The 26,266-nt window shown below is 46.6% G+C and carries 23 protein-coding genes and 1 riboswitch; of the genes, 15 read left to right on the forward strand and 8 right to left on the reverse strand.

Annotated elements, in window-relative coordinates:
- Position 1: 1 nt before the first annotated feature.
- The 4 genes from AKG35_RS00745 to egtB are packed head-to-tail and all read right to left on the reverse strand — an operon-like array spanning position 2 to position 2,868.
- A complete protein-coding gene (locus AKG35_RS00745) occupies positions 2 to 484 on the reverse strand; it encodes a hercynine metabolism protein (RefSeq protein ID WP_011129527.1) in 483 nt (160 codons plus the stop codon).
- The gene (locus tag AKG35_RS00750) at positions 481 to 711 is read right to left on the reverse strand and encodes a hercynine metabolism small protein (protein WP_011129528.1); all 231 of its coding nucleotides are present in this window, start codon (positions 709 to 711) and stop codon (positions 481 to 483) included. The genes AKG35_RS00745 and AKG35_RS00750 overlap by 4 nt, the downstream gene beginning before the upstream one ends.
- A gap of 25 nt (positions 712 to 736) precedes the next feature.
- Positions 737 to 1,690, reverse strand: coding sequence for an L-histidine N(alpha)-methyltransferase (egtD, locus tag AKG35_RS00755; protein ID WP_011129529.1), 954 nt, complete (start codon positions 1,688 to 1,690; stop codon positions 737 to 739).
- Positions 1,687 to 2,868, reverse strand: a complete 1,182-nt coding sequence (gene egtB / locus AKG35_RS00760; protein ID WP_011129530.1) for an ergothioneine biosynthesis protein EgtB — start codon at positions 2,866 to 2,868, stop codon at positions 1,687 to 1,689. Before egtB ends, egtD begins: the two co-directional genes overlap by 4 nt.
- A 1,129-nt stretch (positions 2,869 to 3,997) precedes the next feature.
- On the opposite strand from egtB, the gene AKG35_RS13135 reads away from it, so the two are divergent.
- A complete protein-coding gene (locus AKG35_RS13135) occupies positions 3,998 to 4,243 on the forward strand; it encodes a hypothetical protein (protein WP_011129531.1) in 246 nt (81 codons plus the stop codon).
- A 107-nt stretch (positions 4,244 to 4,350) separates the two neighbouring features.
- On the forward strand, positions 4,351 to 6,225 hold the full coding sequence (locus AKG35_RS00770) for a protein kinase domain-containing protein (RefSeq protein ID WP_236069609.1): 1,875 nt from the start codon (positions 4,351 to 4,353) through the stop codon (positions 6,223 to 6,225).
- A 143-nt stretch (positions 6,226 to 6,368) separates the two neighbouring features.
- Here the strand turns inward: AKG35_RS00770 and smpB are convergent, their stop codons facing one another.
- Positions 6,369 to 6,866: an SsrA-binding protein SmpB gene (gene smpB, locus AKG35_RS00775; protein WP_011129533.1), complete on the reverse strand. Its 498-nt coding sequence runs from the start codon at positions 6,864 to 6,866 to the stop codon at positions 6,369 to 6,371.
- Between the two features lie 51 nt (positions 6,867 to 6,917).
- Between smpB and ruvB the strand changes: the two genes are divergently transcribed.
- The 6 genes from ruvB to AKG35_RS00805 all read left to right on the forward strand — a co-directional run bounded on the left by ruvB (position 6,918) and on the right by AKG35_RS00805 (position 14,271).
- Positions 6,918 to 7,976 carry a Holliday junction branch migration DNA helicase RuvB gene (gene ruvB / locus AKG35_RS00780; protein ID WP_011129534.1) on the forward strand — a complete coding sequence of 353 codons (1,059 nt, stop codon included), beginning with the start codon at positions 6,918 to 6,920 and terminating at the stop codon, positions 7,974 to 7,976.
- Positions 7,973 to 8,785, forward strand: coding sequence for a tetratricopeptide repeat protein (locus AKG35_RS00785; protein WP_011129535.1), 813 nt, complete (start codon positions 7,973 to 7,975; stop codon positions 8,783 to 8,785). Before ruvB ends, AKG35_RS00785 begins: the two co-directional genes overlap by 4 nt.
- A complete protein-coding gene (locus tag AKG35_RS00790; RefSeq protein WP_011129536.1) occupies positions 8,782 to 9,978 on the forward strand; it encodes an amidohydrolase in 1,197 nt (398 codons plus the stop codon). The genes AKG35_RS00785 and AKG35_RS00790 overlap by 4 nt, the downstream gene beginning before the upstream one ends.
- Positions 9,975 to 10,199, forward strand: coding sequence for a DUF3188 domain-containing protein (locus tag AKG35_RS00795; protein WP_011129537.1), 225 nt, complete (start codon positions 9,975 to 9,977; stop codon positions 10,197 to 10,199). The genes AKG35_RS00790 and AKG35_RS00795 overlap by 4 nt, the downstream gene beginning before the upstream one ends.
- 128 nt (positions 10,200 to 10,327) lie before the next feature.
- Positions 10,328 to 10,431, forward strand: a riboswitch (TPP riboswitch).
- Between the two features lie 44 nt (positions 10,432 to 10,475).
- Positions 10,476 to 11,855: a phosphomethylpyrimidine synthase ThiC gene (gene thiC, locus AKG35_RS00800; protein ID WP_011129538.1), complete on the forward strand. Its 1,380-nt coding sequence runs from the start codon at positions 10,476 to 10,478 to the stop codon at positions 11,853 to 11,855.
- A gap of 2,233 nt (positions 11,856 to 14,088) precedes the next feature.
- Positions 14,089 to 14,271: a Nif11-like leader peptide family RiPP precursor gene (locus tag AKG35_RS00805; RefSeq protein WP_041384236.1), complete on the forward strand. Its 183-nt coding sequence runs from the start codon at positions 14,089 to 14,091 to the stop codon at positions 14,269 to 14,271.
- Between the two features lie 780 nt (positions 14,272 to 15,051).
- Here AKG35_RS00805 and AKG35_RS12160 read toward each other — a convergent pair.
- The 3 genes from AKG35_RS12160 to AKG35_RS00820 form a co-directional block, all read right to left on the reverse strand.
- On the reverse strand, positions 15,052 to 15,378 hold the full coding sequence (locus AKG35_RS12160; protein ID WP_011129539.1) for a DUF1499 domain-containing protein: 327 nt from the start codon (positions 15,376 to 15,378) through the stop codon (positions 15,052 to 15,054).
- A gap of 1,622 nt (positions 15,379 to 17,000) precedes the next feature.
- Positions 17,001 to 17,618, reverse strand: coding sequence for a hypothetical protein (locus AKG35_RS00815; protein ID WP_011129540.1), 618 nt, complete (start codon positions 17,616 to 17,618; stop codon positions 17,001 to 17,003).
- A gap of 2,200 nt (positions 17,619 to 19,818) precedes the next feature.
- Positions 19,819 to 20,397, reverse strand: coding sequence for a shikimate kinase (locus AKG35_RS00820; RefSeq protein ID WP_011129541.1), 579 nt, complete (start codon positions 20,395 to 20,397; stop codon positions 19,819 to 19,821).
- A 52-nt stretch (positions 20,398 to 20,449) separates the two neighbouring features.
- Here AKG35_RS00820 and AKG35_RS00825 point away from each other — a divergent pair, with 52 nt between their 5' ends.
- The 7 genes from AKG35_RS00825 (at position 20,450) to AKG35_RS00850 (ending at position 25,940) form a co-directional block, all read left to right on the forward strand.
- Positions 20,450 to 21,370, forward strand: a complete 921-nt coding sequence (locus AKG35_RS00825) for a 6-carboxytetrahydropterin synthase (protein ID WP_011129542.1) — start codon at positions 20,450 to 20,452, stop codon at positions 21,368 to 21,370.
- Between the two features lie 8 nt (positions 21,371 to 21,378).
- Positions 21,379 to 22,095 carry a RibD family protein gene (locus tag AKG35_RS00830; RefSeq protein ID WP_011129543.1) on the forward strand — a complete coding sequence of 239 codons (717 nt, stop codon included), beginning with the start codon at positions 21,379 to 21,381 and terminating at the stop codon, positions 22,093 to 22,095.
- 20 nt (positions 22,096 to 22,115) lie between these two features.
- A complete protein-coding gene (locus AKG35_RS13725; RefSeq protein ID WP_011129544.1) occupies positions 22,116 to 22,265 on the forward strand; it encodes a peptidogalycan biosysnthesis protein in 150 nt (49 codons plus the stop codon).
- Positions 22,266 to 22,406, forward strand: coding sequence for a hypothetical protein (locus tag AKG35_RS13730; protein WP_419177148.1), 141 nt, complete (start codon positions 22,266 to 22,268; stop codon positions 22,404 to 22,406).
- 429 nt (positions 22,407 to 22,835) lie between these two features.
- The gene (locus tag AKG35_RS00835) at positions 22,836 to 23,663 is read left to right on the forward strand and encodes a hypothetical protein (RefSeq protein ID WP_011129546.1); all 828 of its coding nucleotides are present in this window, start codon (positions 22,836 to 22,838) and stop codon (positions 23,661 to 23,663) included.
- Positions 23,664 to 24,344: 681 nt separating this feature from the next.
- Positions 24,345 to 25,481, forward strand: coding sequence for a GNAT family N-acetyltransferase (locus tag AKG35_RS00845; protein ID WP_011129548.1), 1,137 nt, complete (start codon positions 24,345 to 24,347; stop codon positions 25,479 to 25,481).
- Positions 25,482 to 25,595: 114 nt separating this feature from the next.
- Positions 25,596 to 25,940 carry a hypothetical protein gene (locus tag AKG35_RS00850; RefSeq protein ID WP_011129549.1) on the forward strand — a complete coding sequence of 115 codons (345 nt, stop codon included), beginning with the start codon at positions 25,596 to 25,598 and terminating at the stop codon, positions 25,938 to 25,940.
- Positions 25,941 to 26,266 lie beyond the last annotated feature (326 nt).

Here is a 26,266-nt window from a genome sequence, read left to right on the forward strand (position 1 = left end):
ATTAATTAGTTTTGTCGCGTTTTCGCATGAGCTCTTGCAGTTCTTGTTGGGCTGCGAATCGTGTCCAGTCCTCTTCAAGAGTGGAGCTATCTCTTGCTGACTGTTCAGAAAGTGAGCAAAATTTCTGCTCGACGTCTTTGAAGCGATTGCCCAGTTGATCCAAATCGGACCATAGTTGCCGACCCTGCTCCATTAAATCGGCTATGTGTTGATCGGCCCGATCGGCCAGGGCCGAGGCTCCTGCCTTTCTGGCACGATTCGATCGAGTTCTCCACTCCCGAATTGTGTCGGCAAGGGTGAGGAGTTGCCGGCGAAGTTCCTCTGCTTCTTTTTGAAGTTGCTGTCGCTGCCTTGTCAGGTTTTGGTAATGGTCTTTTTGGTGTTGTTGGTGGAGGAGTAACTCCTGATATGGATTCTCGCGGAGGAAGTCGGTCAACCTTTCCTCTAAGACTCGTTCCAGTTCGTCGAGCCAGGTTTCGCTCATGACTGATCTGGGGCACGAGTGATCAGTGGGGCTTCGATCTCTTCTTGCAGGGGTTTGATAGCGCCCTCACGCGAGTGCAGTAACAGTTGGGTGAGTCTTGCCAAGCTTCCTTCCCCTAGGTCAAGCACGGTCAGTCGTTCAAAAGCCCTTCGGTAGATTGCTTCTAGCTCCACGATCAGGCTTTCACGTTCTTGTCGCACGTTCTGGCGTTGCTGCTCTCGGCTCATTTAGCACTTCTTCTTTCTGCTCAGCTCAGTCTGACGGTTCCAGCAGATGCAGCGAGAGTGAATCGGCAGAGTCGTGCCATCTTTGGTTGATTCTCCAGCCCGCCTTTTCAGCCAGTCTGGCTGCTTCTTGTGGGTTGTATTTGACGCTGTATTCGGTGATGAGTGGTTCTCCGGCGCTGAATGACCAGGTGCTGTTGTCAATCACGATTGTTTGACTGCAGCGGCTCACTAGAGCCATTTCGATGCGATGAAACTCCTCTTGCCAACGGGCTCGATAAGAGAACTGGTCCGGTCTGAAATCTGCTTCCAGCTCACGATTGAGACGATGCAACAGGTTGCGCGCGAAAGCTGCTGAGATGCCTGCTTCATCATTGTAGGCAGCCTCGAGCTGGATTGGATCACGGGGTTGGTCGAGACCGAGCAGCAGGGGACCACCTCCAAGCAGCTTTCGGAACCGACGAAGCACTGCCACTGCTTCTTTTGGTGTGAAGTTGCCGAGAGAGCTGCCGGGGAAAAAGCCGATGCAGCGCACACCCTCGAGCCGGGGGTGGGGCGGTAGCGCTTGCATGCTGCTGTGGTCGCAGCAGATACCTAGTATTGACACCATGGGATAGGTGCTGGCGAGTCTGGTTAGCGAATCCTTTAGAGCTGCTTGGCTGATGTCCAGGGCCACAAAGGTTGACGGCCGAATTGCGTTGAGTAGGGGGGAAACCTTGCGGGCATTGCCGATGCCGAATTCCACGATGACGCCATCTCCTACGGCTTTGGCAATGGCTGGTGCATTCTCCTCCAGTAGCTTGATCTCTGTGCGGGTTAGGCCGTATTCAGGTTGTTCGCAGATCTGGGCAAATAGGCGTGATCCTTTCGCGTCGTACAACACCCAAGCTGGCAGTTGCCGCGGCTGGCATTTGAAGCCTGACTGCACCAGCTGCTTCAGATCCGCAGGGGCGGGATGTAGGTCAATCAGCTCGATGCTCATCGGGCCAGGCGCAGTCCTGCTGCCATCCAACGGTTTGCTGGTGCAAAGAAGTTCCGGTAGGTGTCGCGCTCATGGCCTTCCGGTGTGAGCCAGCTGCTGCCGCGAAGAACAAACTGGGAGCTCATGAATTTTCCGTTGTATTCACCCACAGCGCCTGGGGCCGGAAGGAATCCCGGATAGGGCCTATAAGGACTTGCCGTCCATTGCCACAGCTTGCCGTGAGCATCGTGGATCAGAGGTTGATGCTGTTGTAGGGCCACTTCCCATTCCGCTTCGCTGGGCAATCGAGCACCACACCACCGTGCGTAGGCATCGGCTTCGAACCAGCTCAAATGGCGCACCGGTGCTTTTCGATTCAAGTGCCGCCTTCCTTCCAGGGTGAATTCTTCCTGCCATTGATCTGCAGGCCCGTTGCCGCGCCAGTACCGGGGAGCCTGCCATCCCAGTTGTTGTTGTACGGCCCAGCCCTCACTCATCCAAAGTTCTGGGCGCTGATACCCCCCATCTGCGATAAAGCACCTGAAGTCGTCGTTGCACACCAAATGATCCATCAGGGCAAAGTCCTCCAGCCAGATGCGATGCGACGGCCCCTCGTTGTCAAAATGGAATCCCGCGCCAGCATGGCCGATTTCATAGAGACCTCCATCGCAGGAGATCCAGCGGGCTTGGGTTGGCTCTAAAGGTCCCAGATGATGATCGGCGCCAGTTTGATAAGCAGGCTCTAACGGTTGTCGGCTAAAGCCATCCAAGAGATCCATCAACAGCAATTCCTGATGCTGCTGTTCGTGATGTAGACCCAGTTCTGCCAGTTGCTGGATGTCTTCTTGGTCAGCGTCCGGGGAGGTCAGGAGTTGCGTTAATGCAGCGTCCACCTGTTGCCGCCACGCCAAGACCTCCCTGATTGTCGGCCGGGTCAGGACACCCCGTGAGGGTCTTGGATGGCGTGCCCCGGCCGCTTCGTAATAGGAGTTGAATTGATAACTCCAGCGTGGATCACAGCCTTCGTAGCCTTTGAGATAGGGCTGAAGCAAAAAGGTATCGAAGAACCAGGTGGTGTGAGCAAGGTGCCATTTCGGCGGACTTGCATCGGCCATGCCCTGAAGGCAGAGATCTTCCGGTTCGAGGGGTGCAACCAGCGATTCACTTCGTTGACGCACTGCCAAGAGCAGGTTCAGCATGAGGAAACGGTTTTACTGATCCCCACTTGTGCGCCCAAGCACCACGGCCGAATGGATCTGGTCATAGAAAAGCTCTTGGTCACCGAAGGGCACTGATAGGGAAAGTTCCCTTGAAAAAACGATCCAGGTAATCTACTGAGTGGCATCGATCGATCTGGTCGCACAATATGTTGGGTTTGCGTGTTCTGCTTGGGTTGAATTGGCCATCAGTCAGGGCGGTTGAAGTTTCTGTTTCGACTTGAAAATCAAAGTGCAAAGTTTGGAGGCGGCTGAATCCATTGTTTTCCGCGTTAATTGTAATTCAGTCTCTAGGATTCGTGCTGTTATTTGTGCTCTTAGTGCTTGATCTGAGGATACCTTTTGCCTGGCTGTGGCGTTATAATTTGCTGTCCTTGACTATTAATCTGCCCTGAATTATCCGTGATTGGGTGCGCTTGTTTTCTCTGAGATGTGCGCATGAAAAATCTTTAATTGCAATGAGCTTTTATTGAAAACAGGACTTTCCATTGTCTATTTTTTTGATGATTTCCTTTGGCTAACATGGTCAGGCATTTGGGCTGGTTTCTAGTGCAGTTTTTTGTTTAGGTTGGTTCAGTAGAGCAGAATTTTTTGTGGTTCTGGCAAGCGCGGTTTTGCGATTGTAATTATCTATATCCGTGCGGCTGCGGGTATGGCATTTGGTTCAATTATTGCTGCTCTATTGCTTGAGCTTGGAATAATCTTGCCTTTTTCAAAGTTTGGCTTTGGTGAGCTTTTGATGCTTTCAAGGGCTTGTCTAAGGCGGCACAATCTAGGCTCGTGTTAAGGCACTTCATAGTTAGCATAAAGGTCGCAATAGAGCTTTGAGTTGCTTCATTCCCAGGATTTACGATTGGAGTTCTTGCCGTGTCGGGTACTTGTAGGCTTATGGAGTAGATGCTGATTTTGTCTTAGTTGCTCTTGCAATCATCTAGTTTGCAATTTCAAATGTATTTGCATCACCCTGTTTTTGTTGGATGAGTGATAGGACATGCAGGCATAGACCATCGCTTCTTGCGCTTCTCACGGCTGCATTTGCTTTGACTCTTGTCGTGATTGATTCCTTGAAGTTGACTTGCCTGATTCTAGTCGCGATTGCAGCTGAATTATATTGGCGGTGGCGGGCCCATGCTTGGTACTCGTTGACGACGGTCTTTTAATGCGTTGTCAGGTGAATCATGCAGCCAAGTCGCTGATGAATTTTTGCTGGGGACCGGTGACTGCTCTTGGGTCAATCGCAGCTGTTTTCATGCATGGGGCTTCGGATGTAACTTTGTCCATATTATTGTTGACAGTCGTGGATCTTTTTCTGCAGGTTGCTGTCGATTTAATCTTCAGCGATAAAGATTATTTTTAAGGCAATCTTTCTTCTGGAAACGAGTCGATTCTGCTGTTTAGCTTTGCGGAAGCGCTTGCAATGGATGGGCCATTAGTACGATCAGCCCATCAATGCTTCGGCCTCACGTGAGCGAACCCAGCGCCGTGGTTGCCGGCACTGTGCTGGCGCAGCGTTATCGGTTGGATGCGACCATTCTGAAGTCGAAGCCGCTCCAGGGTGTGCTTTGGCGTGGGGTCGACATCCTCGATGGTGAGAGATCGGCGGTGCTTCACCAAATCAGCGATGCCCCTACAAGGCAGCACTTTCAGAAGTTTTGGCCTGAGCTTCAATCTCTTTCTCATCCTCAGTTGCCGCGTTGTGGTGAATTGTTTGAGGCGGAGGTCAGCCTCTGGGCGGTGCGTTACTGGCAGGAGGGTGTGACTTACGGAAAGATTCAGCAGCAACGGGCCGAGTGTCAGTTGCTCTTCGGCGCTGGAGAAGTGTTGCAGTTGCTTTTGCAGCTGCTACCTCCTTTGATTGCCTTGCATGCCAAGGGGTTGGTGCATGGTGATATCAATCCCAGCGCCCTGTTGAGGCGTCAGCAGGACGGCTTGCCGGTTTTGTTGGACTTTGGCTTACTGCAGCCCCAAGGGACTACCCCTTGGGGTGATGTGACTTCAGCGTATCGCTCAATTGCACAGAGCAGCACCGAACCAGCTGAAGCTTGGATGGATTTGCATGGCTTGGGCGTTACAGCACTTACTTTGCTGACTGGTCGTTGCCCCGAGGAACTTTGGAACAGTGATGTTCGGGCTTGGGTCTGGCCACAGTCTTTTGAGCTGGATGGGTCTTTTCGCGATGTGTTGGAGCGAATGTTGAGTGAGGCTCCTGACCAGCGTTTTGAAAAGGCATCGGATGTGATTTCTGCCCTTCAAGCTGTGATCATGCCCGAAAGCATCGGCCCTAAGCTCATAGCAGATCGCCCTCTGGCACTCGCGCCTCAAGCAGTGCCTTTATCCGATCACCCCTCGAGTACGTCTCAATCGCTCTTGCAGGAACATCGTTCTGCCCATCAGCCGCGGCGGCGGCGGGCTGAAGAACGGGAGCAGGCTGCTGAAGGCAGACTTTGGTCTGTTGTAGGTGCCTTGTTGGCGTCTGCATTGGTAGGTACGGCGATTGGCTGGTTCTTGCTCAGCCGTAGTTCCCCGCTAGGGATGGATCCTGTCAGGGATAGAGATGTCGTGGGCAATGTCCCAGTGGAGAGCCCATCAGCAGTAGAGGTGGACCATCGGCAGCAGTTATTGAGTCGGCTGCGGGCTTTGCAGGTCAATCAAAGTTGGTTTCTGCAGTTGGTGGATGCCAGTGTGCTAGCCCGTTTCCCTCATAGAGGTGGTCGCTTTCCCTCCGATGCACTGGACGATGTTCCCTTGCGTCAGGCCTGGAATGACTTGGCTGAGGAATGGTTGGTCAGAATCGAACAGCTATCACCTCAGCTGCGCAGGCGTTTAGGTGAGTTGAAGAACACTGACTGGCAGGAGCAGCGTGAAGGTCTGAGCGAATTGGGGGTGCATGGTCATGTGATTGAGCAGTTGGTTACAGCAGGAGCACAGAAATTGCTTTTGGGTTCGTTCAATGATCAGAAGCCTCCAGAGCCCTATTTGCAGTTTTGGTATGCGGCAGCTCTGCGCAGCCTGGCTGATGTGCAGATCGAAACCCTCAAGGTCAGACCTTCAACTCCCACTGAGTTTTCTTCAAGGGTTTCTCCTGGGGCTGCGCGCTTGATTTCTATTCAGGTGCCTGCTGGGCATCGACTAGTACTCGAAATCAAGGGCACGCCGTTGATGCAGATGACTATCTATGGCTCGCAGGGCGATGTCATTGCCGAGCGCGGATCGTTGCGCGTGGTGACCCTTGAGCCAGAAGCAGGCTCGCCTGTGCAAGTGCTGGTGACCAACGAGGGTTTGGCAACAGCTCTAGTGACCCTCTCTTGTCGTGCCGATCAGCAAGCTTCTATGTCTTGAGAAGCTTTGCATCCGAATCCGTTGCCGGATAAAGCTCATGGCTTCTTTGGTCGGTCAGAACACCTTTTTAGAATACCGAGATTGCCTCGCCTCGTGCTTCGGCGAAAGAAAACTTTTTCAGCCTCCTTGACCCCCTTGGCTGATCAGTAGCGCGCCAGAGCCGACTTCACTTCTCGATCGGCTTGTTTGCGTTTCTCGTCTTGGCGTTTGTCGTGCAGTTTGCGACCTTTGCCCAGCCCAATCGTGAGTTTGATCCATGAACCCTTGAGATGAAGGTTGAGGGGAATCAGTGTGAGCCCTTTTCTGTCGAGTTGGCCGCGAAGTTTATCGATCTCACGGCGGTGCGCGAGCAGTTTGCGTGTTCGTAGGGGATCGTGATTGAAGTAGCTGCCGGCATGGCTATGAGGGGAGATATGAACATTGTGGAGCTGGAGTTCGCCCTTGCGAATCAGGCAGAAGCCATCGCGGAGATTGGCTTGGCCGGCCCGGATTGACTTGACTTCGGTTCCCACCAACTCAATGCCAGTTTCGAGGGTGTCGAGGATCTCGTATTGATGCCTTGCCAGTCGGTTGTCTGCGAGTAGACGGTTGGCCGCGGCTCGAGCAGCAGCAGTCGCTTTTTTGTTTCCTCCCTTGGCCATCTGCGTTTACCGATGCTTTCGACACTATCCAGAGATCGGTACTCTTCCAACATGGCGATTGTGTCTTCCAGTGCTGGCCGAGCTGATTCCCAGCCGCCAGCAGCAAAGTCTCGGGTGGTAGATGCTTCACCTTTGCCGGAAGAGGCCAGTCCAGCTCGAGAAGATGGGCTTAGGCCTAGGCGTTTGGAGGACTACATCGGTCAGCGTGAGCTTAAGCAGGTGTTGGCGATTGCCGTCAAGGCGGCCATGGGTAGAGGCGATGCTTTGGATCATGTTTTGCTCTATGGCCCTCCGGGCTTGGGTAAAACCACCATGGCCATGGTTTTGGCTGAAGAATTGGGTGTTAAGTGTCGGGTTACCAGTGCGCCTGCTCTCGAGCGCCCTCGTGACATCGTTGGTTTGTTGGTGAATCTGCAACCTCGCGAGGTTTTATTCATTGATGAGATTCACCGGCTCACAAGGGTTGCTGAGGAATTGCTTTATCCAGCAATGGAGGATAGGCGTCTCGATCTCACCGTGGGCAAGGGCAGTACCGCTCGCACCAGGGCATTGGAACTGCCTCCGTTCACCCTGGTGGGTGCTACGACTCGCGCTGGTGCCTTGAGCTCGCCGCTGCGGGATCGTTTCGGCCTTATTCAGCGATTGGAGTTTTATGGCCTGGAGGATCTGCAAGCGATTGTTGAGCGGGCGGCGGGGCTGCTGAGGTTGCAGTTAACTGCGCAAGCCTGCCAGGAGATTGCTCGTCGTTGTAGGGGTACCCCGAGGATCGCCAACAGATTGCTGCGACGGGTTCGTGATGTAGCGAGTGTCTGTGGCGGGGAGAGCTTGATCGATGCTGCATTGGTGGATGAGGCTCTCACTTTGCATCGAGTCGATGCTCGGGGTCTTGATGCCAGTGATCGGCGCTTGTTGGACTTGTTGCTGGAGTCTCATGGCGGCGGCCCGGTTGGTTTGGAGACTTTGGCTGCCGCTTTGGGAGAGGATCCAGCCACTCTTGAAGCAGTGGTAGAACCATTTCTGCTGCAGCTGGGTTTTTTGCAGCGAACTCCGCGTGGGCGCGTGGTGACTGGCGCGGGGCGACGCCATCTTGGTTGGCCGGAGTTGCCATGAGCGTTCTCCAGGGGTTGAAAAATTGGCTGCCTAGATGGTCAGGGTTGCTTTTGGTTGCGCTGTTGCTGGTCATGGATCCCGTCACTGGAGCAGCTACCCCAGCACTTCAACCTCTGTTTGAGCAGGCACTCGAAGCTTCTCGTGAGGGTGATTTTCAAGCAGCCCTACCTCTTTGGGATGAGTTTCTTGAGCTTGCGCCCGAGCAGCCTGCGGCGTGGAGCAATCGCGGCAATGTGAGGTTGATTTTGGGTGATCCCGAGGGTGCGATCGTTGATCAGACTAGGGCCATGGAATTGGCCCCAGCAGAGCTTGACCCTCATCTCAACCGTGGTATTGCTGAGGAGGTATTGCATCATTGGCAGCAAGCCGCTAACGATTACAACTGGGTTCTTGAGCGCGATGCTGTCAATGCATCGGCTCTTTACAACTTGGGCAATGTTTTGGGCTCTCAGGGCGACTGGTTGCAGGCAGAAGCTCTTTACAGAAAGGCCTCTGACGTCAGCCCAGACTTTGCTATGGCTAGCTGCAGCAAGGCGTTAGCGGTTTATCAGCTGGGCGAATTTGATCTGGCGGAGAAGGAACTGCGTGCATTGATTCGCCGGTATCCCATGTTTGCCGATCCCCGTGCGGCTCTTAGCGGTCTTTTATGGCATTACGGCTCATTTGGTGAAGCTGAAAGCCACTGGAATGCCGCAGTCGGGCTGGATAACCGCTATCGCCAACGGGATTGGTTGTTGGAGATCCGCCGATGGCCACCACAGCCCACGGCTGATCTGATGGATTTTCTTGCTTTGTTGGAGGCTCCATGACTCTTCTTTTTCATTGGAGCGAGCGTCTTGATCAAGCTTTGCCCGAGCTGATTGAGTTGCGGCGCCATCTGCATGCTCATCCAGAACTGAGTGGTGAGGAGCATCAGACGGCAGTTCTAGTAGCAGGTCAGTTGCGGGGGGATGGTTGGCGGGTGTCTGAGGGGGTTGGGCGCACAGGTGTGTTGGCGGAGTTGGGGCCAACCGGTGGCCCGTGTGTGGGCCTGCGGGTGGATATGGATGCTCTGCCAGTGGAAGAGCGCACAGGGCTTGTTTATGCCTCACGGCGAGATGGGGTGATGCATGCCTGTGGCCATGATCTGCATACCTGCATTGGTCTTGGAGTTGCAAGGGTTTTGGCAAAAGAGGAGTCGTTGCCAATAGGCGTAAGGCTGTTGTTTCAACCGGCAGAAGAATTGTGCGAAGGGGCTCGTTGGATGCGTATGGACGGGGCGACCGATGGCCTGGAGGCCCTGTTTGGGGTTCATGTTTGTCCCGAATTGCCGACTGGAAGTATCGGTGTACGCAGTGGGTGCTTGACGGCTGCGGCGGGAGAGCTGGATATCGAAGTGATCGGTGAAGGAGGCCACGGTGCAAGGCCTCATCAAGCTATGGATGCCATTTGGCTTGCCGCTCGAGTTGTTTGTGGACTGCAGGAGGCGATCAGTCGTCGCTTGGATGCCTTGAATCCTGTGGTGGTGAGTTTCGGGAAGATCGAAGGTGGTCAGGCTTTCAATGTGATTGCAGATCGAGTTCGGCTGCTGGGTACGGTCCGCTGTTTGGACGGGGCTGTTTTTGACAAGCTCCCAGCTTGGATCGAGCAGATTGTTCAGGCCATCTGTGGAAGTTTTGGGGCAGAGGCGATCGTGCGCTATCGCAGCATTACGCCGCCTGTTTACAACGATCCTGAACTCACAGACCTATTGGAAAGTTGTGCTATTACTCAGATAGGAAAAGAGCGTGTGTTGCGGCTTGAACAGCCCTCTCTTGGTGCTGAAGATTTTGCAGAACTACTGCAAAATGTTCGTGGAACAATGTTCCGATTAGGGGTTAGCGGTCCTAATGGGTGCGCGCCTTTACACAATGGTCAATTCTGCTTAGAGGAGAGCAGTCTTGGAGTTGGTATTCGGGTGCTGACCGCGACCCTATTGGCCTGGATGGATGAGCGTGCAAGGCTGGCTTTGGAGAGGACATGAAGCGTCTTGGCTATCCCTTGTTATCTCTTGCAGCTCCTTTGCTGATCGTTTTGGCCATGCTCTGTTTGATGCATCGGCAGGGCAGCGATCGATTGCAGTCAATACCAGCAGTTTTGGTGGGTGCTGGTCTAATTATCAGCGGGGCTGTGGGCCGCCGCCGCCGCCGTAGCAAGCTGCTTGCAGCACTTCACAGCACCCAAACCGAGGAGCAGGAGCACTGAGTTCATTATGAACACAGCCATGCCTTTATCACAGTTGGACCTTTAAGCGCTGCAGGACAAGATCGATGCGGTTTTGCACGTTTAGCGGAATGGATTGCGGCTCGGATCCAAAACCACTGCTAGGTTTTGCAAAACACTAGGGGTGCCATTCAGCAATCGCTGAGTGGCTGAGATCACACCCTCCGAACCTGATACGGGTTGTGCCGGCGCAGGGAAGTGAAATGACGTGATCATTGGTTTTTCGCCAACCCCTGGTATCCATTTCGCCTTTTGATCATGCGCGCCTCTTGGGTGGCTGCCCGTAAGGGTCAGGCCAATGTCTCGCAATTGCATTTCGCTCGACAGGGTGTTGTCACTCAAGAAATGGACTACGTGGCCAAGCGTGAAAACTTGCCTGAATCGCTTGTCATGGAGGAGGTGGCTCGGGGCAGGATGATTATTCCTGCCAACATCAATCATGAAAATTTAGAGCCGATGGCGATTGGTATCGCCTCCAGCTGCAAGGTGAATGCAAACATTGGCGCTTCACCTAACGCCAGTGATGTAGCTGAAGAGCTCAAGAAGCTCGAGCTGGCAGTTAAATATGGCGCAGACACCGTGATGGATCTGTCCACTGGAGGGGTCAATCTTGATGAGGTGCGTACGGCGATCATTAATGCTTCACCCGTGCCGATCGGCACTGTGCCTGTCTATCAGGCGTTGGAAAGCGTGCATGGCTCGATTGAGCAGCTCGACGAAGATGACTTTCTACACATCATTGAGAAGCATTGCCAGCAGGGCGTCGACTATCAAACCATTCACGCCGGTTTGTTGATTGAGCACCTTCCGCTGGTGAAGGGACGCCTGACAGGCATCGTCAGTCGCGGGGGTGGAATTCTTGCTCAGTGGATGCTTTATCACCACAGACAGAACCCTCTTTTCACCCGCTTTGACGACATCTGCGAGATCTTTAAGCGCTACGACTGCAGTTTTTCACTTGGTGATTCTCTCCGCCCTGGTTGTCAGCACGATGCTTCTGATGCAGCTCAACTTGCCGAGTTGAAGACCCTTGGAGAATTGACTAAGAGAGCTTGGGCACATGACGTGCAGGTGATGGTCGAGGGTCCTGGTCATGTACCAATGGATCAGATCGAATTCAATGTGCGCAAGCAGATGGAAGAGTGCAATGAGGCACCCTTTTATGTGCTTGGCCCTTTGGTGACAGACATCGCACCGGGTTATGACCACATCACGAGTGCCATCGGTGCGGCGATGGCAGGCTGGTATGGAACAGCGATGCTTTGTTATGTGACCCCGAAGGAGCATTTGGGTCTGCCAAACCCTGAGGATGTTCGTGAGGGCTTGATTGCCTACAAAATTGCAGCACATGCCGCTGACATCGCTCGTCACCGTCCGGGTGCTCGAGATCGCGATGATGAATTAAGCCGAGCAAGGTACAACTTTGATTGGAACAAACAGTTTGAGCTTTCACTTGATCCAGAGCGAGCCAAGCAGTATCACGATGAAACTTTGCCAGCTGACATTTACAAGCAAGCTGAGTTTTGTTCAATGTGTGGTCCAAAGCATTGCCCAATGCAGACCAAAATTACGGATGAGGATCTCGAAGGTCTCGAAAAATCTCTAAAAAGTAAAGGGAAAGCTAAGTTGTCAGCTTAGAAGTGTGAAACAATTAAATCATCACTTGCTTGACTCTTATGTGATATTTACATAGAGAATATATTTGGTCATGATGCAATGAAAAAAATAATTAGAATCCTAGACTATTCGCCGTTATAAGGTTTAGATTTTATAGGCAAGCATAAATAGATGGCGCGCTATTTGCGCGTTAAAGTTATTCTTATTGGCAACCTTAAAAAGGCAATAGCGATCTGCTTTAAGACCTGCTCGCTTCTCGCTGGGTGCTATACATCTTGCATGATTGGGCCTTTAGATTTGCCTCTTGCAAACAACTATAGCCCAGTAATTTTACCGTCGTTGAGAATTTTTGGTCAACACATCTGGCGTATTGATTCCCGCTGCAGGAATCAATGTGAGACTTATCTTTTCGTTGCCAATTCATTCACTAACTGTTGTGAACGTTCTCAATGTTGGCGAAGCGCTATGCGCCCTTGTCGCGCCTGATTTTTTAATTTGAAGATGCTTAATTGACTGCTGATGACCTACTACCTCTCAGTAAGTAGCTTGAATCGCTATTGCCTCAGCCACGAAATGTCTTGCGCAAAACCCTAGAAGAGGGGCGCCGATGCCTAGAGCATGGCAGCAAGATAGCCCTATCGGCAAGTATTTATACCTAATATTTGCGCCAGGGCTGTTGCCTGGGCTAGCGAATTGATTGTTTGGATTATGCTTTTATCAAATCAATCACTCATCAGTGCTCTAGGACATCTACTGAAGGCTTAAAGCTCTTTAATTTTTTTAATCAAAGGGCTAGAACTTTGTCAGAGCTGGTATATAATTAGCTCTAATCAATATTAATTGCTAGAAAAATACCGAAGATAAGAGATCTAGTCACAGTGAGAGCTGAGATAATTAGAAACATGGGATATTAATCTGATTCACGATCAAGTTTGAGATTAATCATATGTAGTTTAGGGCAATCTAAAGGGATAGATTCGGGTATCAAATCCTAGTAATAATTGGATTTAGACATTTTTGCATGATGATATTGGCAAGGCATTGGATATTGCTTATTATTGGGAAGCTCAATCCTTAAGCTATGAAGCTTTTACAGGTTTTTAGCATCTTTTTGATCGGTTGCTTGGCAGGGTCACAAGCAGTTTTATGCTTTCCTGAATCAGTAAAGCCATCACTTATTTCTAAAAATTCTCCTTCAACAACTAATTTAGGGTTTGGCTTTTAGGATAAAAGTGTAAATCTTAATAAGTTTGCTAGTGATTGAGACATACAATGCGCCAATGATGATCTATGGCAACCGTATGCCTACAAGCTGAGCGTTTTAGCTTTATTATTCGAGATCTTGAGGTGTGCAGTTATTCAAGAGCAATAATTTATCTTCGTATAACTAGATCGGGCTCAAATGGGACACGTTATTTTTCAGCAAGTTTTTTATAAAATTGGCCATCATTCCGCTTGTAGCTGAGATTATCGATCACCTCTCAAGTTAATAATTAAGATATCTATCCATGCGTGCATTTATTTGATCAGTTCAGTCGAGTAAACTGATCATCAACCTAGCTTTAAATTTTGTTTTTAATAGCTAGTGTGCTTTTTGCTGACCTGTGATGATCATAAATCCTATGATGAGCGTTAGAAGTGCATTGCAAGCCATCGTCATAAGATTTGTCTGACTAAAAAAATCTGAGAACATCGTAGGCATGCTTGTTCTTATCTATTCTATGTCTTAGTCAAGGGTTGCATACCATTCAATAGAACAATCTACTCATGCCAAAAGGATTTGAATGGTTACTTCTATTATTTAAAACTTTATAGCAAAAATAGCCAGACTATGATTAGAGAAACTATAAATCTGTCGTCTATAGAAAAAATAGCTCTTGAAATCTTGCAATTAATAGAATAAGTCAGTAACTATATAGTATCTGATTCCTAATTGAGTATAATTATTTGAATTTTGACAGGCTTACTTTCAGAAACTGGTGAGAATCGATCTAAATTGCAAATTTTGATAGAGTCAGCATTTTCTTCAAAGCAACAAGCTGTAGCCATGGGCATGAGATTGAAGGATTTAAAAAAGAGCAAGGAAATAGCAAGAGAAGGCTTATGACTGGAACAAAGGTACTAAACCTTTGGAATAAAAATATGCTCGCTAAATCTAGGTTTTTGAATACATATTCTCTGACCATCTTGATTAATTAAGAATTTATCTTCATACTTGCCGAGCTGCTAGTTTATTGAAACCTGCACAGATTCAATGTCCTATGAGCAACTAAAGGAATTTTTGACTAAAGTCAAACAAGATAAAACTCTGCAAGATCAAGTTAAGAAAGAAAATTCTGACCTAGTTTATATCGCTAAGGCAGCTGGTTTTTCAATTACGACAGATGATCTGCGCATAGCATATACTGAGTGGGTGAAGGATTCACTGGCAAGCTAAAGTAAAAAAGAAATATCTCTGAAATGCTATTCAAAATGCCTTGAATAATGATTAAATCTTCAAGTTATTCATTATTTTAGCTTTTAACTATATTTTAGAATTAGAAATTCCTTTTTATGAGCTGCTAATCAGGATGTTTGCTTGGGCATCTTGAAGAGTACTTTAAGAAATATATGTAGAAAGTGATTTGTATATTGATTACATTTTACTTACGCCCGATAATGCCTTTGCTGCCAATATTTAAGTTGACAAGAGATAATCCTTGACCAGAATTTTTATAGCTTAATAGGCTATAAAAAGTTGGATTACACCAAGCCTAATCCAGAAGAACCTAACTCAGAGATTGAGCAGTCTTCAGATGAAATGTGTAAGGAGTTGTCAAGTCAAGATCGAAAAGATGCTATACGAGAATGGACTTTGTCTTAATGCCAGGAGAGATAGAAATCACTTAAAGATGCACAACGCTCTGGTTCAGGATTATCGATGAATTATTGTAAGAAAAGAAATGCTCATGGAAATTGGTAAATTTAGAACGAGACTCTAGTGAATCTTTAGACCTAAGTTTAATGATCTGCTTGGCATAAATGATTTTTCTTATCGATAAATAGAAGATGTTAGATTCTTCCTGTAATGCTATTATTAGAGCCTAATAATAGCATTAGCATGTGACAACTGCTATAGATGACCTGCTATATGTTTAAGATAATTATATATAGCTGTTATGATCTAGGATGTTTTGTGTAAGGGGCAATTTGAGTTGTAGTTCAGGGCTTTATACATTTATAATTGCGAGTAAAGATTTTCAATTCTGTTTCTATTAACACCTAGATCTCCAAGTCCTAGTCTAGAAGCAGATCTGACTTGAATAATTCCTTTATTTGGTATTTTTAGGATCTCAAGATCATCTGGAAACCTAAAAATTAGGCTTCGTACAATACCATGCCAATAATTTTCTGTTCTTTCTACTACTCTTACCCTTGGCAGGGATTCGGCAATGCGAATAAGCTTGTCGTATGATTTCATTACATTATCAAACTTCCATTCGATAAGCACACAGTTGGTAGGTATCAGGCAACTTGATAGAACACCATCCTTTGTTAAGGCCATTAGTTGTTAAAGTTAGAATTTAGTTGATGAGAACGAAGGGGTTGAGTTATTCCGATAGAGATTGGTTCATACATCATCACTTTTAAATTTATCATATCGATTTATTCGGATATAATGTCGATGGCAAGCTTTTAATCGAAATGATTGTTCATGTATTTCATGATATTGAATGATTATTACTATCAAAACCAATACAGATTAATGCTCCATCCTGTATACTATATTAGTGGAATATATATTTTTCAAGCTTTATGAAAAGCAGAGAGTACTCAATATTGATTAATAATCTTACTTAATACGATTCTTACCCATAAACTCATACGAAACATATAGAGATGGGCTAAATCTTTGATATCTGTATAAATAGTTTCAGTGAAGTAAACTAATTCACTTTTCAACTAACTTATTTTGCAAATTAATATATGTTTTTTATATGTATCCATAATAAAACCTAATTATGAAAGAATTATCTCTTTGCAGATTGCTGCTCATAACCGATCTTTAGTCTTCACATATAATATACTCGAAACTAGTATCCCTAAGGCTATAACTGAGGCTGCCAATAGATATTGAAAATATATAGGGGGAAGATCAAAAAAGATAGGAAGTGGTAGCATGATCTCTAGACTTTTTAAGAATTATAGCCTTAGTTGTCAGGCCTCATAGATATTTAGGATAGCACCATTAGCCAGGAGAAATTTCGAGAGATCCAATATCTTTTCATAATCTAGATGACTATATTTCTATTATTTCATCTATAATGAATTTTTATTTGTAGATTCTATTGGAATAAAGGCAAAAAATTACATTAAATATAATATATAGCTCACACTATTGTTGAAACTATCAACATGATGCTCGAATATATAAAGCATTGTGAAAATACTCAAATCCTACCAGGCCCTAGCTCTTGTATATTGATTATTTTAGACATTAAAATATTCAATACTTGCTTATTCAAACATAATTATCCATATTAATATCAATAAAATCAATATATCTATTTTAATCTTCGCAGATGTTGTTCATTGAATACTAATCTTATGTTTCAAATAACTATAATAGATCACCTATGAATTTAGCTATATAAACACTATAAATTCTCGCTAATGCAACATCTAGTAGAGATTTCGTCAACGACTACCCAAGATGAGAAATAGAATGAAATAATATATTTCACCAAAAATGACTATTTGACTAATATTAGCTTTCTAATTTGATTTATTATTTCAAATATATCCAGATACTGGCATGGAGTTCATCATTGTGCCCTCCATATTTCTTATTCGGTTGCGCTGTTTTAGAAAAGTTACCGTTCTACGCTTTAAAAGTATAAATTTCTACATTATTAATCAAATGTCTTGCAATATATCTAATAACCTAAAATTATTAAATTCGCCTCCTGCTAATTGACCCGAGCGATAATCTCAATATTGATATTTTCCTTCAGATAGTCCATGATTGCATTCCATTCCTTCTCTGTATATTCCATTGGATTGTCATTTCTCAATAGTCCAATGTTTCCATTTATTATAATATCCTTTAAGCAATGATCGTTCATCTGTTTGTTTAGCTCGTGAAGAGCAGCTTGAATCGTAGGAGTATTTGGCATCATGTTTTTCTTAAATTGTAACGTCTTGCAATTCGTTAATCTTAGCTTTTAGCTTTTTATTCTCATCTCTTAGAGCTGTACATACTTTCATTAGGTCTGCCCTTTTCATTGATGTGGTTATTTCCCACTCCTTATTGCCTTCAACCAACTCCTCAATGGCTTTATCGCTGACCTCTTTCTCTGTAACCTTTTCGCCTCGTTTCATTTTACCTAGGGCATCTCTTCGAGTTCCAGGATCAGCTTTCCCAATTGCTGCTAGCGTTCGCATGCTAGTGCCAACCAGCTCTTGGTCGGTCACATCTGTATTCTTGAGCCATGACTCCCATGCCGAAGTTAGGTCTCTAATCTGGCCTGCAGTCATTGGAATGACTCCAGATTCTCTGAACCTTGTCCATTGTTGTTGCTTCTTAAGAACACATTTAAGCCGATAGAGCTCAGCAGCAGTGCTTCGAACTAGTTCTGCTGCAATCCTTGAATTGACATTGACAGCATGAACCGTATCTCTCATGATACCTACCTGGACGTCATTCAACCCTTCCGTAATTGCCTCAGGAAGTACGATTGACTCTGACCCTGCACTGTGCCTATCTGGCGAGATGGCTTTGAAATCGATCGCTGAATCAGTCATTAAGGCACTCCGCTATCCACACCCTAGCGCATTTGAACGAGTCGTTCAAATGGAGTATTTTTGAACTACTTTGCCAGGTCATCATTTGTCCACCCCCAGAGTTGATTTGCCTGACGAGACATTTGAGACTTCCTCGATTTGCTTGCCTTGGTTTAATTTATTAAAGTATGTCTTTAGCCTTGCCAATTAAGATTCCCAGTAGTGCTTCATAATTGATCTATCACGCTATATTGCTATCTTAGAATAAAGTCAACATAGACAAGCCCATCTCTTTTGCCACATGCTATTCATATTTAGACCACTGCTGCTATAGATCTTATCTTATTTATATTTAACTACTTCTAGTAATCGATTTTCAATGTGAAACTCATTTTGATTTCCATTACAAATGTTATTTATTGTCATCATATTCTATTCCTGCTTATTTATTTCATCTAAAGGCCTTTTTTAGGTGGAAATCCAGTTTATTGGTCTTCTTCTTGATAAAATATTACTAGACATTATTCTAATAGTTCTTATTCTCAGTACTTTGCCTTCCTTTTGCTGTAGAAATATTTCTTGATCGAGCATTGCAATCCCAATAGATAGTGCTTTTTGGGATTCCTTTAGGTAAATGTGTTTAGTCCTGGATATATTGTCTATATGCCCAGCAAAAAACTTTAATTATGCTTTAATGCTTATATCCTTATTAAAATTGATGTAAATGTAGTATAAACTGTAATTAATGCAGAGTTCTAGGGTTCTTATCTGTTGTCTGGGTTTGAATATCTCTCTATAAGATCTGGATTGCTTTTATTTTTTATCAAAGTTATCTAGGATAAATTTAGAAGAGAAGTAAGAGCCTTGAGCTAATAATTGAATATTTAATTCTCTTTTTGCAGATCATTTGCACCCTATATTATCTATAATACGCAAACATCTTTAATAAAGGATGCTTTTATTCTAATACTGATTCCAATAACTTTTGAAGAGTGTCCATCCTTTTTCCAATATGCGCATATATGATGCCTCCGAATCAACTCCAGATGACATTGCAATCATAAATTGTATTCACTATAGTTAATAGCTCTAGAAATCAACCAGATTGTAAATCTATTGCGATCATTTAATGAGATCTTGTGCCGATATTTATTCTATTATTGCTGATTTATTTTACCTACTTGTTCAAAATATTGTCAGTGCTCAGTACGCTAATATAATTTCTTGTCGACATCTGTTTTATTTTGCTTAGCTTGGCTCTAATTGGCGCCAAGTTGCTTTCTTGGAGACCCAGCCCATGCAGGCAGGCCTCTAGGTATATATACTTACATGCCTGCCTTGTCGGAGGCGGGCCTCAGGGCCGCACCCTACCGGCATCGGCCTGGATGCTGATTCACTGTCTTCCAGGTTGCTACTTTCTTGCCTGAATGTAATTTGTTCAGAATCGGATAAAGCTTTTGGCGGCCTTCTTGGCTTGTTCCTGTAACAGATACTCGTCTCTGCAATGCAGTCTATGTTTCAAGCCACCGGCTCAATTTGTCGCAGTGTTGCCTCTATTTGGAGAGCGCATTGCTTCTGGCCGATTCTTATCATTTAGAAAACGCTATTTGTTATCTATCACATCTTGATGTGCCATAACCTCTAATCAGCCACTAGTAGTGGTTTATCGAATCTGTTAGGTCGATTTTCTCATTCCTTCTCCTGGTTGCATTGTAGACGCCCTTTAGTTTGGTTGTATGTATTGCACCTTGCGTATTTAGCTTGAGAAAGGAAGTTGATTTTCACCCTGATGCGCCTGAGGCTAACTCAAGCAGAATTCTCAATCTATATTGAGATGTCTATCTACTTGATGATTCTTTCTGACTGCAATGCTTGAGTCTTTCGCTCTGTCCGATTCTGTTTGATTGGATTTCATTGTTTTTTCTATTTGTATTGATTAGATCTCCGATAGGGATGTCCTTCCAGTTGTCGTTCTTGCTTGTTTTTGTGGTAGTTTTTTGACAACTAGAAAAGACAGCAATGTCTACATTGTTATGTGATTAATGTGTGTTAGCACAATGAATCCTTCTAAGATGCTTGGTAACTACTGTCTTTAATTCCTTTGGGATTTTAGTTTACTGTCAAGTTGAGGATGGATCGTCTGTTTTGATTGGGATTAGCTATCAGACCAACCCTCCGTACTTAAATATTCTATTCTTTCAGTATTGTCAAAATAGTTGCTTTAACCATTCATTTGTGGAGGTGGCGATAATAACTGGGGCAGGAACTCAATAATCTTTAGCGCAATCCCGTCTGGTTCCTCTGCTCCCACTTCCACATGCAAGTCTGCTTCGCAATAAAGCGGTAGGCGCTCGGCAAATAAACAGTCGAAGGCTGCTTCTGGATCTTCTGTTTGCAGTAAAGGCCTATTGCCGCTGTCGGCATTTAAGCGTCTGAGTAGCTCTTCTCGCCCAGGGTTTAGCCAGATCACGATGCCCTGATGCAAGACCCCCCAGTTTTCTGGCTTACTCACTATCCCTCCGCCAGTAGCAACAACAAGTGAATGGCGTTGGCCAATGGCATTGAGTACTTGAGACTCCATTGTTCGAAACCCTGCTTCTCCTTCTTCGCTAAAGATCTTCGGGATTGGTTGGCCAGCAAGTTGTTCGATGACGGCATCTGTATCAACAAACCCATAGCTGAGTTGTTCGGCTAGAGGCCTGCCTGTGCTGCTCTTGCCACTGGCCATCATTCCCACCAAATAGAGGTTGCGACCACCAAGCCTTTGCTTGAGGGGGTGAGGGGCTGGGCTTTCGTTCATTGGTTCGCAAATGTCTATAGATCTCTAGGATGACTTCTAGGCAGAGAGAGCGATGACTGACGTCCCCGATTTGGAACGCCATGGTCATGGCCGCGGCTGTGTGATCACTCGCAAAGCTACTTTCAGTGCTAGCCATCGCTATTACTTACCGGAACTGTCAAGCGATGACAATGCAGCTCGTTTTGGACTCTGTGCTTTGCCTGCTGGGCATGGACACAATTATGAGCTGATCGTCGCCATGGCTGGCGGGCTTAATGTCGATGGCATGGTGTTGAACCTCTCTGAGGTGAAGCATGCCATCCGCTCTGAGGTAACTGATCAGCTTGACTTTCGCTTCCTTAACGATGTTTGGCCGGAATTTGATCTTTCCAGGCCAGAGGGCTGCCTGCCAACCACGGAGGCTCTGCTAAGAATCATCTGGACTCGTTTAATGCCTCATCTGCCAATCGTGGCCATTCGGCTTTACGAACAAGAAAACCTCTGGGCTGATTATCACGGAGATGCCATGGACGCCTATTTAACGATCCGTACTCATTTTGCGGCTGCCCATCGGCTTGCCAGGGTCGAACTGAGTCAGGAGGAAAACGAACGTATTTATGGCAAATGCGCGCGGCCTCATGGGCATGGTCATAATTATTTTGTGGATGTCACCGTGCGCGGAGAAATTGATTCTCGAACAGGCATGGTCTGTGATCTAGGTGCTTTGCAAAGCCTTGTGAATGACATTGTTGTGGAACCTTTTGACCACACCTTCTTAAATAAAGACATTCCTCATTTCGCTAACTGTGTACCAACGGCAGAGAATATTGCCTTGTACATTTCTGATTGTTTAGCGAAACCGATCCGAGCGATCGGAGCCCATCTCCACAAGGTGCGCTTGCAGGAAAGCCCTAATAATGCAGCTGAGGTCTATGCGGAAACCCCAAGGCTTGAAGCCATCCCTGAGGTATTGCATGCTATGGCGGCTCACTAGCCAAGCATTTGCAAAAGCAGTTTTGGCTTCGTCTTGTCCTAGCGATCAGCTTGGATGGCCGGCTGGCACCTGCGATTGGTGGGCCGGCCCAATTGGGTGGAGTTGGTGATCGACGGGTTTTAGAAGAGGCTTTGGCTTGGGCTGATGGGGCCTTGCTCGGTGCCGGAACGTTGCGTGCCCATCGCAGTACTTGTCTGATTCATGATCAGGACTTGCTGAACCAGCGCAAGTCTGCGGGGCATAGTGCGCAGCCCACAGCGGTGGTTGTGAGTCGTCAGCAGTGGTATGCAGCAGAGTTGCCTTTCTTTCAACAGCCGCTTGAGCGTTGGCTGTTGAGCCCTCATTTAGCTAAAGCAAAGGGATCGAAAGATCCTTTGCTTCCTGTTGGTTACGAGCGTCAGGTGTTGTTTGAGCAAGATTGGCCTCAGGCACTCAATCGATTGGCTGAGCTTGGGCTGTTTAGACTTGTTTTGTTGGGTGGAGCTCAGCTGGCCGCATCGCTATTGCAGGCTGATGTTGTCGATGAGTTGCAACTCACCCTCACACCAAAATTGCTTGGTGGCATGCATGCATGGGTTCCCTTTCAGGGCGGTGATTTGCCAGATGATCTTGGCGACGCTGAGGCTTGGCATTTGCAAACCGTTGAGCCCTTAACTAACAATGAATTACTACTGCGTTACGAGCGCAAGCGCGTTGAAGGTTCCCGAGCGGACCGGCCTATTTAATTCAGTGCAGCTGGCTCGCGGTGGCCCCTCTTGATCTCAAGGGGCAGCGCTATGGCGCATTTGTTTTTGATCAGCCCTTTGTTCGTTTAGTAGGTGATCTTGTTTTGGGGTATGACCCCAAACTGCTGGGGATGAGTCCTGTGAGCTCTATGCAGGGCTATCGCTTCTAGGTGGCGCCAGGGGAGGACGAGGCAGAGTTGAAAGTTTTGATACTGAAGATCATCGATGCTTGTGCGCGTCGCAAACAGATTCTCAGCTGTAACTTTCTTGATGTTTATCCGCAGTGGCGTCTGCTGGTGGGAGCAGGCTAATGAAGTCACTGAGACAGAGGTGCATGTGCAACAGCCGTGAAATTTTCGCAAACATAAGGAAGATTGGCATAAGACTAAAGCATTGATTGGCCTTGATTGCATTGATGATTTGAGATGCATTTTTTCGTCTGAATGAAGAATGCCGAGTCTGCTTTTTTGGTTTTCTCTGTTTTTTGATCACTTCAGCGAAGATCACTAAAGCCTGTGATTTGAATCAAACCATATAGCTTTAAGTTTGGCGTGATTTTTGATGAAGCTGATTAGAGTTTAAGGCTCTTCACGATCTATTGCTTCTAATTGAAGACCTGTGATCAAAGTCACTGATTGGTTTGCCCGAGATCACTTTTAGGAGCCTTTATGCAGGGCATGATTTGGAGGTAAGGAGTTCAAGGCTGTCCTCTTTGCTTATCCATTTTTACTATTATTCAAATGAAACTTGCGAACCAGGCAACCACTCGCGCCACTCGTCATGAGTCTAACAATGCTTTTTTAGACTCTGCAAGGATTGAGAGTCAGGACATTTTGCCAAAAGTTGAAGTTGCCCCTTTAGATATCCGCGCCCAGGAGCCACTCGTAAACGCATTTGAACAAAATCAGCCATCACTTGAGCAGCAAATTGATCAAGTGAGCGATGGTTTGTTTGTTGGGCCTGCCTTTAACACTGATGACATTAACGTTCGACTTGATCAACTTGATATGATTGATCTTTTGCCATTAGAGAATCTTGAATCACCAATCAATGATCTTGATTTGTTGACTGGATTTAATCAGGACATGCTTTTTGATGCAAAAGATATGGTCAATATGATCAATGAGATTAGAGATATGGCCATGAGTTCGGCTGGCGCTGGTTGGGAAGGCAATCACGGCACGACTTGGGATGGTCCTTTTTCGGGTGAGACTCAGATGGGCGATAGTTGGTCAAAGTGGGAAGGAGATGGTTTTGAAACTTATTACACTCATAATGGAGAAGAAACTAGCGAGGAAGAATATAATGCCGCAAAAAAAGCAGATGACAATGGCGAATATTATACCCCTAGCAAGGGAAGTTCAAATTCCAGTGATGATGATAATGATGATGAAAATGGAAATAAAATTACACCTGAAGCAGAAGGCCCAATGAGTCGTGGCCGTTGGTTTATTGATCCCCTAGTTCCAGAGCAACTGGTTAGCAATAAGATTGAAGAAATTGATGTTTTAGCCCATCAAATGCCCATGTTCATAGGAGTTCAGCAGGCAACAACACCTTTTTTCTGAGTGAGCATGATCCATGCTTAGCCTTGCTTCGGCAGGGCTTTCCCATGCCTACTTTTAGTTTTGGGTAGCTTCAATGCTTATGAGCCTTCGGCTGGTCGATAAATTCTTTTTCCCTTTGCAGAGTTAGTAATTGCATGAGAATTGGTCAAGCTATCCTCATGATTCAAACCAATGCGAAAAGCTTAGCGGGAAGGATTAGATGAATCATGTCGTCAGGCAACTCATTCTCGGTTTAGTCTTATTGAAGAGTCGGTTTGGCATTGTTTGTGATAACACATACTTTAAACACCTCTTGTATCAACCCTGGCTTAGATTTCTGGGTTATGCCATACGGCCTATCTTGTCAGCTATTGGGCAGGCTCCAGGTTGTTTCTCTGCCTTGATGGGTGATGTCACACCCTCACTTCTTGTTCTTCCTCTTATTACTGCAATGGCTTTAATCCTCCCGATGGGATGTCTTTAGCGTGGATTTCAGTGCAACAACAGCAGTAGTCATGTTGCTCTGTCTTATGAACAAAAACTTTGGAGGCACAGAGTCGATCATTAATGGTTAAGAACGCCGAAGCCACATGCTTCATCTGTTTGCGGCCGCTGGTTATGGTCTTTTGAGTCTGTGCCTAAGGCGCGCTTCAAATCGCCAACCTCTCAGCCCGCTGGCACCGCTCCATTCACGAGATCCCATTGCATCACTGGGAAAGCCTGGTTGGTGAGCAGGCGATTCCTTTCTTTCGCTGGCGGTGGCTTGCTGCTCTTGAAGACTCAAGCAGTATTTCCGCCAAACATGGTTGGCAGCCACTGCACTTAGCCCTGTGGCGAGACGACATGCCTGTAGCGGTTGCCCCTCTTTATCTCAAGGGGCATAGCTATGGCGAATTTGTTTTTGATCAGGCCTTTGCTCGCCTGGCAGGTGATCTTGGTTTGGGGTATTACCCAAAACTGCTGGGGATGAGTCCTGTGAGCCCTGTGCAGGGCTATCGCTTCTATGTGGCGCCAGGGGAGAACGAGGCAGAGTTGACAGTTTTGATGCTGGAAACCATCGATGCTTTTGCGCGTCGCAACCAGATTCTCAGCTGTAACTTTCTTTATGTTGATCCGCATTGGCGGCCTTTGGCGGAAGCTGCGGGCTGTGCCACTTGGTTGAACCAGCAGAGCCTTTGGTCGGCAGATGGGCAGTCTGATTTCTCTGCCTATCTCAATAGCTTCAATGCCAATCAGCGACGCAATATCAAGCGTGAACGCAAGGCTGTCCAGCAGGCGGGGCTCACTGTTTCAGCGTTGACAGGAGTAGAACTTGATGTGCAGCTGTTGAGGTGCATGCATGGCTTTTATGAGCAGCATTGCGCTCGTTGGGGACCTTGGGGAAGCAAGTATCTCTCTGAAGCGTTTTTTGAGGCCTTGGCAGATTCGTCGCTCAGAGATCAGGTGGTGTTGTTTAGTGCCCATCGTGTGAGTCCTAGAGAGCCTGTAGCGATGTCTCTTTGTATACAGGATGGACAAATGTTGTGGGGGCGTTATTGGGGTAGCAAGGAGGAGATCGATTGCCTTCATTTCGAGGTTTGTTATTACGCGCCGATTGCCTGGGCGTTGGAAAATGGTTTAGAGAATTTTGATCCTGGCGCAGGCGGTCAACACAAGCGCCGTAGGGGCTTTGTGGCGAAGCCCCATGCCAGCTTGCATCGTTGGTATGAACCGCGTATGGATGCTTTGATCCGTGGCTGGCTGAGGAAGGTCAACCCTCTAATGCTCGAGGAGATTGAGTCGGCGAATGCTGATTTGCCGTTTCGGGTTGAGCCTGCCCCTCAGTTAATTGTGGAATAACTTTCACTCATGCTCCATTCATCTGGCCCAGCCATCATTGAGATTGCTTGAGCCCAATTTTTGTTAATCGATTAACACAGATGTTGTTAGGCTAGAATACTTAGAGCGCCTACGATGGCCTTCTATTCGATGATACGTTCGCTGCTGTTGTTGCAACTGATTCTTATTGCTCTGCCTGTGGATGCTAGGCCTGAGCTTCGAGTCGAAGAGAATAAAGAAAACTCAACTGAGATCAGGAGAGATACTGAGATGATTAATCTAGGACGAGATATTGGTTGGATAGATGCAACTTGCTCCTGGTTTGGATGGGGGCATCTTAGTCTTGAGAATACGAAGACAAGTATTTCGGTTATTACAGAAGAAATCGAAAAAGAGCATGGAGCTGATATGTATGCATGGGTTATTGAGCGAACTGCAAACAGATATCCAAGCTGTAAACCTGGGCTTCCAGGCTTATGATTGTTTGTTTGCCTTTATGCTCACGCAAATATAGCTAGTGCTGCATTTTGGGAAGAGTGATGATGTCTTTTTTTGCATTTTTCAAGATTATGATCTTGAGCTTGCCGACAAAGTTAAGACCCTGATGAGTTTCCCTCTGCTTCGGAGCTGTTAAGTAATGAACCTATGCGGTGAAATTTTAACTGATCTTCGAAGGCTTGCATTTCGATTTGCGCATGAGGAGGCCAATGGTGAAGAGGAGCGTGGATTGATTGTTACCTTTAGCTACTTAAGGATTGTCAGGAGCAGATTCCATGCTTCTAGCTTGTAATCCAAGGCTCTGATTT

The organism is Prochlorococcus marinus str. MIT 9313 (assembly GCF_000011485.1).
Taxonomy (GTDB): Bacteria; Cyanobacteriota; Cyanobacteriia; order PCC-6307; family Cyanobiaceae; genus Prochlorococcus; species Prochlorococcus marinus_D.